This is a genomic window from Microvirga soli (genome assembly GCF_016734765.1).
Lineage (GTDB): Bacteria > Pseudomonadota > Alphaproteobacteria > Rhizobiales > Beijerinckiaceae > Microvirga > Microvirga soli.
This window is the reverse complement of record NZ_JAERQE010000044.1, coordinates 22,042-35,507: the sequence shown is the minus strand read 5'-3', so window position 1 is coordinate 35,507 and position 13,466 is coordinate 22,042. Positions and strand designations below refer to the sequence as shown.

Genomic DNA, 13,466 nt, shown 5'->3' with positions numbered 1-13,466 from the left:
TTTCCACACACATCACTCTGAGGGACAGCCACCCTGCTTCGCTACTCCGTGAGCGGCAGGCCCATTACGGCATCTAGAATGGGAAGCACGTCATCGCTGGCTCTTGGAGGGCTGGAGGTAATAGGCCTGAGCGCTTGGAGGACGGACTCGGATGGGACACTGACCGGCTGTATGTCCACAACGGCTCCGGCATGTACGTCAACTTCGGCTCTGGCGAGAATCCGATACACCATTCCCAGGAACGCAATCTCAAAGATCGTCCAGGAAGGTACGATGTTGTTCCGCGGGCAGTTCAAGAATGCGGCGGGCCTTCGACTTCGCGGAATAGCGAATGGTACCGCATACGTCTTCTAGAAGGGCTGTGAACCCGCCCCATATTCCGTCTCAGGATCCTATGATGACGACACCATCATCTTGAAGGGCTCGGCACCAAAGCGCGCGAAACATTCCTGCGCGGTTCTGGAAAGCACACGGAACAGCCCCCACGCGACCCTGAAGTTCAATGTGCCTCCCCATGATTGACCGATGCGCTCAAGAATTCGGTAACCTTCTTTCCAGAGCACACCACGATCGTTGACGATTCAGCCCACGCCAGCGCGCGAGGCTTCTTGACCCCCGCTGCAGAACACTCCTACTCAGCCTAACCACAAAGTACCATTCGGGGCGTCATGCCTGCCTATACGAACACTAATCCGTCAGGTGATCCTTACGCTGACGGGCTTCTCTCAGCGCACAAGTGGGCTGTCAGCAGCCTGACCTACAGCTTCCCAACGGAAGAATCCTTCTACGGCGCATACGTGACTGGTGAGCCGTCAAACAATTTTGAGGCACTGAACGCACTCCAGCAAGCCGTTGTCACGAAGATCCTCGACATGTTCTCGGCGGTCGCTAACCTCAGCTTCTCCCTCGTGACCGAGACCGCCTCCCAGCACGGCGACCTTCGCTTCGGCATGTCTGATCTGCCCGGAACCGCTTGGGCGTACCTGCCCCATTCCCAACCCGAGGGCGGCGACTCCTGGTACAATAACCATACTGGGGACTACGATGATCCCATGCTCGGCAACTACGCCTTCCAGACCTTCCTGCACGAAATTGGGCATGCGCTGGGGTTGAAGCATCCGCATGAGGCCTCGGCGATGCCGACTGACCGGGACTCGATGGAATGGACGGTGATGAGCTACAAGTCGGCCACGTCCGCCGAGCTCGGCGGCTATATGAACGAGATCTGGGGCTACGCGCAGACCCTGATGCTCTACGACATCGCCACTCTCCAGCACATGTACGGCGCAAGCTTCACGACCAACGGCGGAAGCACCACGTACTCGTGGAACCCGAACACGGGCGAGATGTCGATCGATGGGGCCGGACAGGGCACTCCCGGCGGGAACCGCATCTTCCAGACCGTATGGGACGGCGGCGGCACGGACACCTACGACTTCTCGAGCTACTCGACCAGCCTGACCGTCGACCTTCGGCCGGGCTGGTGGACAATTACATCTGCCGCACAGCTCTCCGCACTGGACTGGAAGGGCTCCAACCCGCCCGGCAACATCGCCAATGCCCTCCAGTACAACGGAGACTCCCGCTCTTTGATCGAGAACGCCGTCGGAGGCTCCGGAGCCGATGCGATCACCGGCAACGAAGCGGCCAACACCCTGGAGGGCGGCGCAGGCAAGGACACCCTGACGGGCGGGGCCGGTGACGACCTCATCGACGGCGGACACGCGAACGACACCACCGTGTTCTCGGGTTCGCGACTGGATTATTCCATCACTCTCATAGGCGACAGCTCGTTCGACGTGGTGGATCTGCGCTCGGCGTCTCCAGATGGCCATGACCTACTCAGAGGCATAGAATATTTTCGGTTCTCCGACCGAACCTACGCCGCGAGCGAGTTCGGCGGTGAGCCCCCTCCCCCCGACCCGGTCGAGCCCCCGGTGGAGAAGCCGGTCGATCCGCCGGTTGAGACCCCGATAGATCTCCCACTCATGCCGCCACCGTCTCCACCTCAAGGCCGCACGGTCAAAGGAACGAGCGGCCACGACATGATCTCCATAACCACAGGCAAGTCGTACCTGCGCTCGACCGAGGGCTCGGACTACATCAGCGGCGGCGGCGGCAACGACACCATCTACGGGGGTGGCGGCAACGACGTCATAAATGGCGGGGTCGGAAAGGACAGGCTCTACGGCGGCAAGGGCAAGGATGCCTTCGTCTTCAACACGAAGGCGACCATGGCCAATCGTGACAAGGTGGCAGACTTCGTCGTGGCGGATGACTCAATTTATCTCGACAACAAGATCTTCACCAAACTCGGGAAGAGGGGATCCGAGGCGACTCCCGCTCTGATGGACACGAAGTTCTTCGCCGTGGGCGCCAAGGCCAAGGATAAGAACGACTACGTCATCTACGACAAGAATACGGGCGTGCTCTACTACGACGCTGACGGTTCAGGCAGGGACAAGCCGGTCGAGATCGCCACGATTTCGAAGAAGCTCAAAATGACGGCAGCAGACATCCTCGTCATCTAAGCCTCGCCCACTCCGACGTCATAACCCTTCCCGTGGGTTGCTATGACGGCGAGTGTCTGGATCAGCTCATTGATGCTCTTGACGCCTTAGATCCGAGGTCCTCGAAGGTGACGGGCAGGCCTTACGAACAAACTCCTGGGCTGTTGCCGACAATTGTATGTCCCGGGGCACGGAGAGCGCCTAAAGCCGGGCGGCGATATTGATGTCATAGTCGAAAGGATCCCGCCCTTCACCGTCACACCTCCTATATGCGAAGCGATCCGGAACCGTAGGCGCTGGGTTTCCGGCCGCTGGTCATTGGCGGACGCCAGCGCCTCTTGGGTTTAAGGACAAGGGCAAAGCCCATCTCCTATGTCCGGATGAAGCCTTAGGGTACTCAGTCTCGGGTCAAATCGTAGGCGAGCACGTGCAGCGCCATCCCGCCGGCGCATCGCCCCGGTTCCAACCGGGTCTTCGCTGCACCGCCTCCAGCACGTCCACACGCTCACAGCGCCTGATCCGGCTGCGGACCCGCTGGGCAGCGTGTCTTCACCGGATAGCGCCGAAAGGCCGTGGTCCATTAGCCCCGCGCCATTAGTCCACGCTTCCTACATCGGCAGTACCTGAGCTCCTCGCTGGCCGCGCAGCGGCTCGCGTCCCCTTGCCAGGTAACAGAGCCTTGCTTGTCGACTTAACCGGAAACTTAAGTGGTCGATCATTCGTCAGGCAGGATGGACGAGATCCTCGCTTGGTCACAGGCAGGATCGTCTCGCCGTCGAAGTCACCGCGACCGGCCACGGCCTTGAGCTCGCCCGATCCGAAGTCGACCGTCACCCTCATCAACCCGGTTGCCCGCAGCGAGAGACACAAAATCTCGCGTGGAGCACGCTGGCGCTCATCGTGCCTATGATCTACGCGCAGGAGTTCTACGTGCCAAAAGACCGGGAGCGGATTGACTAGCAGCCGGTCACGGATCCGCCGCAGGGATCCCGCGCGAACGCGATCCAGATGCTCGACTGGTACGCCATCTGTTGGATGGTCGAGCTGTTCCACAAGTTCCTCAGCTCCGGCGGCCGGGCGGAGGAGACCAAGCTGCGATCAGCCGAGCTGCTGGTGAGTCTGCTCGGCATCGACTGCGTCACGAGCTGGCAAACCTTCATGATGACGAGGCTCAACCTCATCATGCCGGATGTGCCACCTCGGTTTGTCCTGACAGCTCTGGACTTCGACCCGCTCCATGGGCTGGTGAGAGACAGGGGCCAGACCTCACCTGTGCGAAAGAAAACTCAAGACCACCGGAATAAGATCGCCCGCATGAGCGGCGGTCTCGCGCGGGCATGCCCCTTCGTCTGGCATTGCCGTCATGTGGAGAGGGCCCTCGCGCCTGACGGGTATCGAACTCGGCGCTGCGATCGGAGCACAGACCTGCGGGTAATACAAAGCGGCCGAACACTTCTTTCTCTGCGTTGATCGTCGGGCGACGTAGGACGGCACTCCGTTGATGACAACAAGCAGGCCAAGTCAGGCGATCACGTCCATCTTCACCGGCTCACCAAGACGCATTCCGGCATCGTGCAGACCGGCAAGGGATCAATAAGGTCATTTGTCAACGGTTCAGGTACCCCGGTCATCGGGCACCTCTTAGGCAGGTCAGAGATCCGCAGGCACATGCTCACCCGTTACAACGCATACGGTGCCTGCGGAATTCTCATGGAACTTGCTCAGCGCGGCCTCTCCTGAGTCGATCGTACTGCATGCCGAGCGGGGGATACGCAGCAGGCGGTCACCCGCCTCTGCTCATTCGACAGCGAGTCAATGCGGGCGAAGTCCAAAGACAAAGATCGGCACGACACGTCACAAAGCTCACCTGGCGGAGCCAAGGCTGCTGACTAGCGATACAGTTTTGGAGATGCAGGCACGCCAGTAACCGCTGGATGATGGCCTGGCTTCTGCCCGCCGCCATCCGGCCGCCTGCGAATTCCGCCGCGACTGCCCATGCCCTGATCCACCTTTCGATCGATATCCTCGATGTAGGGTGCAAACGATATTGTTTCGCGCTCAGGACTTGGGGGTAAGACCGGCCGCGGCAGGTCCTCGATGAGAGCGTCCTCGTCCGGTCCTCGGTCGTGGCGTGGGGGCACTTCGGTAGCATCGGTATCGCCCGGACGGTTTTGCTGAGCCTTCTGTTGGAGGGCTATGATGGCAGCCTGGTTGGCCCTGGCCACCTCCAAGGGATGGCCATGCTTTTCAGACGCATAGTGCCGGGTCGCGGTTTTAGTAGACCAATGGCCCGCCAGAACCGCGATTTCCCAAGGGGACAGTCCTGCCGCCTTCCAGGTCGCGATTGCAACATCCCTGAATGCATAGAGGCACAGCCGGCGCACGCCTACCCTGGCGCAGACCCGCGCCAGCAGTTCGCTCGCAGCCCTCCGCCACGCCTCGAAGGACGTGTATCGCGCGACCGCCTCCTCAAGACGCTTGATGAATTGAGGCGCGACCTCGATCGCCTGATTCGGAACATCTCTGAGGGTAATCTCCCGCCATGTGGGTGGATCATCGACGCGGCGCTTGGCATTCTCGATCCGCACCGTCCGTCCCTCGACCGTGGCGCCCATCCACTCGACCGGGCGGCACCCGACACGAGGGAAATAGTAGATCGCCAGGGCCATGACGATCGTGCCAGCGTCGCGCTCAATCACGGCGCGCTTGGCAATATACCGGAAGATCTCATCCACTTCCTGCGGCGTTCCATCCTTGACTTTTTTGGACGAGGTGCGCGGCTCGTCCGGACGTCCGCGTCGGCGTTCCAGTGCGTCGTTGATCCGCCGCATCGCTTCGCACTGTGCCCGCGCCGGTTCCGGCAGCTCGCGCGCGAGATGACTGATGATGGCATCCAACTCCTGGCGGTACACGCCCACCGTATTGGATTTCAGGATGCCTTCATCGCGCTCTATGGAGGCGACGAGCGCCTCAATGGGATCTGCGATCATGGGATTGAGCCGCTGAGCGCGGCTGAGATGCCGGTGTCCCTGACTCAGATACCTCTCGCCCGTTTCTTCCGATCTCCCGCGCCGCCGGGCCTTATTTGTGCTCAGGCTCATGGGATGTTCAACCGGTCGTGCTCTGTCATTAATCCACGCTCAGTCCCTTCTTCGGCAGTTGCAACCAGGGGCCTCTCAGGGTGGCTCGCTGCAGCGGGAGATGTGCTCAAGGAGTTCGCAGCGGGGCGTTGCGGCGGAGCGAGCATCGAGCGGCGGTAGATCATCGGCACCGGGTTGGCGATTGAAGCGTCGGCCTCAGACGGCACTTGCTCATCCGCAGCGCAAGGCACCTCGGCGAGCGGCGGTGCATCTTCCTCAGGAGGCTCGGCGTTCATGCCGGACGACAACGCGTCGGGCATGGTATGCGCGTGAGTGGCGTTCGCGGCGTCAGTATTGGTCTTCTCGTTCGAGGTGCCTGAGGATGCCGGCGGTTCGCTCATTGGATCATTAGCGGCGGCCTCTCCTTCAACGGCCGGATCTTGGGGTGTAGCAATGACAGTCACGCGTCCACCCACAGGGCCGACGATCCTGGTGACCTCATCAGGATCGGCTGCGCCAGCGAATTCGATATATGGAACCACGCGCCGGCTTCTTTTCAGTTTCAGGGCGGCGAGCAAGCGGCACACATCGGGGGCCTCGCCCTGCACCGCGAGCGGGAGGCGCACGATGATGTCTGTGCATGGCCCTTCCGCCTCCGGCAGGAGGGTCGCCAGAGCGACCCGCCCGGCCTCTGCGAGGTCAGCCTTTCCGGAGGCGTCTAATTTGTTGAAGTAGCACATGAGTCCCGCAGCGACCCATAGGTTCTCAAACTCGGCTGCGGTGCCAAATGCTTGGGCAGTGAATCCGAGATTGTCCCGGCCCGCCCTCTCAAGGCGGCGGTACGCAGGTACTACATCCTTGCGCATCGATTTCTGGTCCCGGCCTGGCATGGGTGATCTCCTTTGATGTCGAGGCAAAGTTCATGCGATCTCCAGGAACTGTCCAGGGCTCGATGATCGCTTTTGACCTTGCACGTCGAGGCTCCCGGAGGTGTTTTTCATCGTTTTGGATCGAAAGGTGGCATCACGGCGGTCCCAGACGCGTTTAAGGGGGCATGTTGCCTGGCTGCAACGCAGGCCAAATTTTTTTGGCAGGGTTCTAAAACCCCTTGCGACTCCTGGTGAGCGCAGAGGAAGGACTGACTGAACGGCACTCTTGTCCGCGCATCATCCCTTTCCGTGCGCCAGTCGTGTCTGGGTCTCGACAATCCGGGGAGTTTCGGCACCCTCCAAACGTCTCTAGCGCGATCATGGCCAGCGCTACAAAGCTCTCACGACCAGGGCAGGCAGTCCTCCTCCAGGTCAACTCCTGGCTTCCGGGTCGGCGCATCGTGGCGTTTACCGATCAAGGTTTCGGGTCAGTTGAGCTTTGAACGCGGTTCGGTACCGCCGCTTTATGCTCCACACGTCTGGTCTGGATCCGCGCCTGTTCGCGTCTGCCCCGTGCCGCCGACCCTGATGCTGAGGCGCCTTCCAGTTGTTCGTCACCGTTCTTCAAGCCTGATCGTACGCCAGACAATGCGGCGTGACCCTGCTCGAACCCAGTGAAGCCGCCCTCAGCACAGGCGAGGCGTGCGTGAGCAGCACCGAGCATTGCGTCCTCTCGTACGATCACGTCACTGGCTGGCTGGCTGGTCATCGAAGACTAGACACCGCGCGGGGCACGGCCAACCGAAAGCCCGGAGCTCTCTGGAGCGCGACCTGTTAACCCTTCTTTAACTTTTGCCTTGAGCGCCGCCGATCCGCCGTGTCAGGTTTGATGAACAAATCCTTAACGGCGTGGCGGTGGGGCAATGAGGCAACCGTTCTTCGGGCTTATGAACGTTCGGTCTTCTTCCTGGAGAACGTTCCACTCTGCAGGCGTCATCCTTACGCTGGTCGTCAGCGCGGCCGCAGCCCAAGCGCAGGCCCAAATCGGAAGCATCCTCCCGAGCATTGTCCCGCCCGTCGCCAAGGTTGACGCCGCCACACCGATCAAAGGCTGGCTTCGGTTCTGCGAACAGAATCCGGTCGAGTGCACAATCAACCCCTCCGAGCCGGCCATCATCGATCTAACGGCCAGGGATTGGCAGACCCTCAACCGGATCAACCAGCAGGTGAACGCCGGCATAAAGGCGACGACTGACAAGGATCACTGGGGCGTTGAGGATGTCTGGAACTATGCCGAGGACGGCTACGGAGATTGCGAGGATTACCAGCTCGTCAAACGAAAGCGGCTGGTCGAGGCTGGCTTCCCCAACCGGGCGTTGCGCATGACTGTGGTCATCGACGAGGAGGGCGCGGGACACGCGGTGATGATGGTTCGCACAACCCGCGGCGACTTCATCCTCGACAACAAGCGCAATGCTATCCTGCCATGGCACAAGACGGGCTATATCTACGTCAAGCGCGAGGGCGACGAGGGCCAAGCCTGGGTCTCGCTCGGCGGCCGGACGTCGCCCACAATGACGGCTAACCAGTAAACTGAAACGGAGACCGTAGGCCAGGTGACAAATTGATGTCACTGCATAGGCTGCAGGGTTCAGCCGCAACGTTCGGATGCACCTGAACCATAGATTTGCTACCAATGGCGTAAACCAAAGCGCATACAAACCAGTCACTGTAGCGGCGCCGGATTGTCTCTGGAGATGAGATAATTAGAGATCCGAAGTAAGACGGCACGCTATCCGAGGCTGCCCCAGATTGCGCGGAAGTCCTCTAGTCGGTGCTAATCCTCGGCGGGGACGGCGGCGTTCTTGCACGTGCCGAGCAGGAGCACCTCGCTGCGTCACCTTCGGCGTGCCCATTGGAGATCAGCCTTCGCAACGGCATCGTCCCCACCGGGAAACGCCGAATGATGCCGCATCCGATCGATCTGCCTGCCTTTCTTCAACGACAGAAGACCCCTTGCATTGTGGCAGGCTTCGGGTGTGCATCAGCATCTACGATTGGCCGCTCTTCTGCATTAACCGATTCAGGATCCTTGCCTGTTACGCGATCCGAAAGCTCTTAGACAACAATGATGCCAGCTGAAGGGGAGTGCTGTTCTCTAAGTTTGTCCGGGAATTTCCACCATTTGCCCATTCCATAGGCCCGCAGCGTCCTTACAACGGTCGTTCGTAGATCGAGATACGTACAGAACCTCGCTAGCGCCGTTTTTCTGCGACTGACGAGCAGAATTCCCTATGCCGAATTTCGATCCTTATCTCTTCAACATCCCTCTGCAGGCCCCTCATGGTACCTATCAAATGCTGGTAGGTGGCTTGTAATTCGGTCAAGGTTTTCGCAGCCAAAGGGCGTTTGTCGCTCGTCTCGGCAGCACTATTCGCAACAGCACGCATCCTGCTTAGAGTAGAAAAGCCGATGTTCGGGACCGATAGCCAGTACCTATCAGGTAGACTGAGCACCTCCCGAACGGTGGGGCAGCGGCCACCAAACTCGTTGAGAATGGCTTCTCTGGCTGACCGCGAAAACCAGCCAATGGGAAACGACACTTCCGACGCCATATCTTCTCCCAATCTTCATCTTTGTCCCCAAGTACGGCTTGTTGCTGGCCGCGGAGGAGGACCTTAGCCGTATTTATTTTCGGACTGCTAATGGGCTTTAGTCCTACCCCTAAGGTCCGCATTCCTAGTCCGTGAGAGGTGTGTGGTCGGCAAGTGACCCACGTGATCGGGTGGAGTTCTGACAACCCCAATGGTGGTCGATGTCGCTGATATGGGAGCTTCTCCGGCACAATAGCTGTCGGCGATTGTTGTGGTGATGAACGGGAGGAACGCCGCGACAGGCACATGGCCACTAGCACGCCATCGCGGCCCTGCATGTCCCCCCTGCCGCGGGTCCAGGAACAGATCGCGCTTGTCGGTGTCGATCACGACCTGGCGCTTGCAGTCTTTCACCTTCTGGCTGGTATCCTTGCCCACCGGTTCGTGACCAACCGTCGTATCGACATTCTGGTTGTCGAGCACGGCGGAGGTGGGCGACGCCTCTTTCCCGACCCGCTCACGACCGGCAATGACCAGCAGGTGGCTGACAGTCTTGAACAGCCCCGCGTCCCGGCACAGGCTGAACCAGCGAGAGACTGTGCTCTTAGGCAGCAGACCGGAGGGCAAGAGCCGCCCGGTGATCCCGCCACCCAGCGTGTAATAGATCGCATTCAGGATCTTCCGGACGGGCAAGCGCCGGGAGCGCACCCTGGCGCAGGGATCGGATAGAAGCGGCGCGATCAAAGCCAATTCGGCATCGGGCAACTCCGCTTCGTATCGCAGGACATCGCCGCTATGCTACCCAGTAGCCAGAGCGCACAGGGTGGTTCCGGGTCAGGCTTCAGCAACCTCCAAGAATCATAGCGGTCTCGGTCAGTCAGCCCTTTTCACGACGGGCTGTTAAGCTGTTTTGGATGTACGGCGCATTGTCTTACCGCACCGGAAAAAGTTGGCAGAGTGGCTGAATGCACTCCGCCTCATGCACCGTTGCGTATTCTTTGACCAAGATTTTGCTAAGCGTCGAGCAAGCCGACGAACTCTTCCCAATGTTTGGGTGCGATGCTCCTTCCTTGTCGAAGCAATCTTGCAAGTATCGCATCGACACCATCGGGGCAGAGTAATCGGCGCGCCCGATGGCGCACAATGAGGCTGCGGCTACTCTTCGCGGAAGGCACGGCTGAGGTGGTCGGCCAATGGCTTCGTGAGATAAGAGAGCACGGTGCGCTGATGGGTTTGAATGAAGCTCTCCACCGGCATGCCCGGCACCAGGCGAACCTCGCTGATCTTCTCCCGCTCACCCTCCGCGAATGCAATGCGCACAGGATAATACTCAAGGCCGCTGTGTTGATCTGTGACTCGGTCAGCCGCGATCAGGCTCACGCGCCCCTTCAGCTCCGGCGTCGTGCGCTGGTTGAAAGCTGACAGGCGCAGCATCGTGTCCTGGCCTGGCCGCAATTGATCGATATCCTGCGTCGCCACCTTGACCTCGATCGACAGATCGTCTGACTCTGGCACAATCAGCATCAGCGGCTCGCCCGCATTGATGACACCTCCGACGGTATGCACCATCGACTGGTGCACCACACCATCCTGCGGGGCCCGGATGTCGATCCGCTTGAGCTGGTCAAGTGCTGCCACTTGGCGCTCGACGAGTTCCGCAATCCTCGCCTGGACCTCGCGCATTTCCTTGGAGACCTCGCTCCGGAGATCCTGATCAATCTGGAGGATCTGCAGCGCCGTTTCGCTGATCCGCCCCCTGGCCTGAGCCATCTCCGAAATTAGCTGGCCGCGCTCACCTTTGAGCCGCGTCTCCTCGCGCTTGAGGGCAGTCACGCGGGTGATCGGCACGAGGTTCTTGCGCCACAGTTGCTCCACCCCGCCGAGCTCATCCTGGATCAGCTGGATCTCGTCGCTCTTCGCTGACGCCTGCAGCTTGAGACCATCGATCTGCTCCTGCAGCTGCGCGGTGCGTTCCTTAAGCTGGGCCTTCTGCCCCTCTCGTGCGATCCGCCGGTTGTCGAACAAGCGCAGTTCCCCATCCAGAAGGCTCGCCAGGTCTGGCTCGGTGCGCCGCAGCTGCAAGGCTGGCGCGAACGCCACGGCATCGCGCCCATCACGCTCCGCCTCTAGCCGTGCTTGGCGAGCCATGAGTTCATCCAGGCTCTTGCTCACCATGGCGAGGTTGGCCTTGGCCACTGTCTCGTCGAGGCGAACCACCAGATCGCCGGCACGGACCCGGCTTCCATCGCGGGCTAGGATCTCACCAACGACCCCGCCAGTGGGATGTTGAACCTTCTTGACATGGCTGTCGACCACCACGGCCCCGCCGGCGACCACGGCGCCGGACAGTTCCGTGAGCGCCGCCCAACCGCCGAGACCACCGACCAGTGCGAGTGCGGCCGCGAGCCCCAGCCGCGCATGGCGGTGGATCGACTGGCGAGCAGTAGGCTTGGTAGCTTGCATCATGAGGCAACTCCTGCGCTGGGAGCATTTTTCCAACTGGCCGTTGAGGCTGTTGAAGGGGTCGCTATCCCGCCGGGGGCACGAACCGTCGCAGTAACCTCGGCCGGCCGGCCGGCCCACCGGGCCGGCTCGCTTGCGGCAGGTGCTGGCGGGGCTGCCGGCGAACCGCCGACCGGACGCAGCACCTTGCCCAAAACTTCCTCCTTAGGGCCGAAGCTCTGGACCCTTCCCTCGGCCATGACCATGACGAGGTCGGTACTCGCGAGGGCGCTCGGGCGGTGAGCGATGACAATGGCAATGCCGCCGCGGGCCCTCACGCTTTGGATGGCTGCTGTGAGCGCCTGCTCGCCTTCGGCATCAAGGTTGGAGTTCGGCTCATCGAGGACTACCAAGAAGGGATCTCCGTAAAGTGCACGGGCGAGAGCGATGCGTTGGCGCTGACCACCGGACAGGGCCGCTCCCGCATCGCCGACTTGGGTTTCATAGCCTTCAGGCAAGCGCAGAATCATGTCATGCACCTGAGCCGCCTTCGCCGCTGCCACCACGGCCTGGGGGTCAGGTCGGGGATCGAACCGGGTAATGTTCTGCGTGACTGTGCCGGCGAACAGCTCCACATCCTGGGGCAGGTAGCCGATGGAGCGCCCGAGTTCCTCTGAATTCCACTGCTCCAGGGCAGCGCCATCCAAGCGCACCTTCCCGCGCCAGGTTGGCCATACCCCCACAAGCATGCGAGCCAGCGACGACTTGCCGGAGGCGCTGGGTCCGATGATGCCCAAACCGTTTCCGGCCTTGAGCTGAAACGCGATATCCTGGATCGCGAAACGCTGCGAACCTGGGGCGCCGGTTCCGGCGCTCTCCACCGACAGGAATTCCTTCGGGGCTGGCAGCTTGAGCGGCGCTTCGGCCACAGCGGCTTTGGCTAACTGGTCCTTGAGCCGGCGCCACCCCTGCCGCGCGCTGACAAAGCCCTTCCAGTTGGCGATCGCCAGATCGACAGGAGCCAGGGCCCGCGAGGTCAGGATCGATGAGGCAATCATAATACCGCCCGTCGCGCTGCCATCGATGACGAGATAGGCTCCGACCGCGAGAACGGCCGACTGCAGCATCATGCGCAGCACCTTCGACATGGCGCCGAAGCCGCCGGCGACATCGGACGTGCGCTGCTGATGGGCGAGGTATTGGCCATTGGCCTCGCTCCAGCGACCGCCGATGCGCTTGGCCATCCCCATAGCATGCACCACCTCCGCATTGCGGCGTGCGCCTTCGGCGATTCCGTTGCGCGTCAAGGCAGCGCCGACGGCGGCTTTTGAGGCGGAGCGGGTCATGATTTCGGTGAGCACGGTCAGGACGACTAGCAGTGCGGCGCCACCAAGCGCCAACCAACCGATCCAAGGATGGAACGCGAAACAAATCATGAGATAGAGCGGGATCCACGGCAGATCGAATAGGGCGGAGGGGCCGCCTCCGGCCAGAAACGCTCGAATTTGGTCGAGATCCCGCAGAGGCTGCTGGCCATCTCCTTCGACGCGGGACCGTAACGGAGCAGCCAACTGGCTCTGAAACACCGGCTGACTGAGGTCTTCGTCAACGGCTGCGCCGACCCGTGCCAGGATGCGCCCACGAATCATTTCGAACAGGCCCTGGAATAGGTAAAGGGCTACAACAATCACCGAGAGACCCACCAGCGTCGGAATCGAGCGGCTGGGCAGAACGCGATCGTAGACCTCCATCATGAAGACCGATCCGGACAGGTAGAGCACGTTGATAAGACCGCTCAACAGAGCAACCCCGAGAAAGGCGCCTCGGAAGGACGCCAAGATGCTGTGAGGGCTTTTGGGTATTGAAGACATCGCGAATCCTCGCCGGAGACGTCCACGGATGCAGTTGGTGGAACTTAAGAAAGCCGGTTCGCCGGGCGCTTGAGGGGGCTTAAGCTCCCAGCGAACCGCC

The 13,466-nt window shown here is 61.0% G+C and carries 7 protein-coding genes; 2 read left to right on the top strand and 5 right to left on the bottom strand.

Annotation, left to right across the window (positions count from 1 at the left end; translation table 11 throughout):
* The first annotated feature begins 668 nt into the window (after positions 1-668).
* Positions 669-2,531, top strand: coding sequence for a M10 family metallopeptidase (locus JKL45_RS29780; protein ID WP_210345875.1), 1,863 nt, complete (start codon positions 669-671; stop codon positions 2,529-2,531).
* A gap of 1,868 nt (positions 2,532-4,399) precedes the next feature.
* Here the strand turns inward: JKL45_RS29780 and JKL45_RS23840 are convergent.
* Positions 4,400-5,500 (bottom strand): site-specific integrase, encoded by a 1,101-nt coding sequence (locus tag JKL45_RS23840; protein ID WP_201864287.1) that lies wholly within the window; start codon positions 5,498-5,500, stop codon positions 4,400-4,402.
* A gap of 107 nt (positions 5,501-5,607) precedes the next feature.
* Positions 5,608-6,480, bottom strand: coding sequence for a hypothetical protein (locus tag JKL45_RS23835; RefSeq protein WP_201864286.1), 873 nt, complete (start codon positions 6,478-6,480; stop codon positions 5,608-5,610).
* Positions 6,481-7,382: 902 nt separating this feature from the next.
* On the opposite strand from JKL45_RS23835, the gene JKL45_RS23830 reads away from it, so the two are divergent.
* Positions 7,383-8,051: a transglutaminase-like cysteine peptidase gene (locus JKL45_RS23830; protein WP_201864285.1), complete on the top strand. Its 669-nt coding sequence runs from the start codon at positions 7,383-7,385 to the stop codon at positions 8,049-8,051.
* 1,110 nt (positions 8,052-9,161) lie between these two features.
* Here JKL45_RS23830 and JKL45_RS23825 read toward each other — a convergent pair.
* The 3 genes from JKL45_RS23825 to JKL45_RS23815 form a co-directional block, all read right to left on the bottom strand.
* A complete protein-coding gene (locus JKL45_RS23825) occupies positions 9,162-9,818 on the bottom strand; it encodes a transposase (RefSeq protein ID WP_201864284.1) in 657 nt (218 codons plus the stop codon).
* A gap of 390 nt (positions 9,819-10,208) precedes the next feature.
* Complete coding sequence (locus JKL45_RS23820; protein ID WP_376771068.1) at positions 10,209-11,516, bottom strand: HlyD family type I secretion periplasmic adaptor subunit; 1,308 nt, start codon at positions 11,514-11,516, stop codon at positions 10,209-10,211.
* Positions 11,516-13,366 (bottom strand): type I secretion system permease/ATPase, encoded by a 1,851-nt coding sequence (locus JKL45_RS23815; RefSeq protein WP_201864282.1) that lies wholly within the window; start codon positions 13,364-13,366, stop codon positions 11,516-11,518. Before JKL45_RS23815 ends, JKL45_RS23820 begins: the two co-directional genes overlap by 1 nt.
* Positions 13,367-13,466: the final 100 nt, after the last annotated feature.

Excerpts from the sequence above, each read along its gene's own strand:
- JKL45_RS23820 (WP_376771068.1), bottom strand. The coding sequence starts at position 11,516 with ATGCAAGCTACCAAGCCTACTGCTCGCCAGTCGATCCACCGCCATGCG.
- JKL45_RS23830 (WP_201864285.1), top strand. The coding sequence starts at position 7,383 with ATGAGGCAACCGTTCTTCGGGCTTATGAACGTTCGGTCTTCTTCCTGG.
- JKL45_RS23815 (WP_201864282.1), bottom strand. The coding sequence starts at position 13,366 with ATGTCTTCAATACCCAAAAGCCCTCACAGCATCTTGGCGTCCTTCCGA.
- JKL45_RS23840 (WP_201864287.1), bottom strand. The coding sequence starts at position 5,500 with ATGATCGCAGATCCCATTGAGGCGCTCGTCGCCTCCATAGAGCGCGAT.
- JKL45_RS23835 (WP_201864286.1), bottom strand. The coding sequence starts at position 6,480 with ATGCCAGGCCGGGACCAGAAATCGATGCGCAAGGATGTAGTACCTGCG.
- JKL45_RS29780 (WP_210345875.1), top strand. The coding sequence starts at position 669 with ATGCCTGCCTATACGAACACTAATCCGTCAGGTGATCCTTACGCTGAC.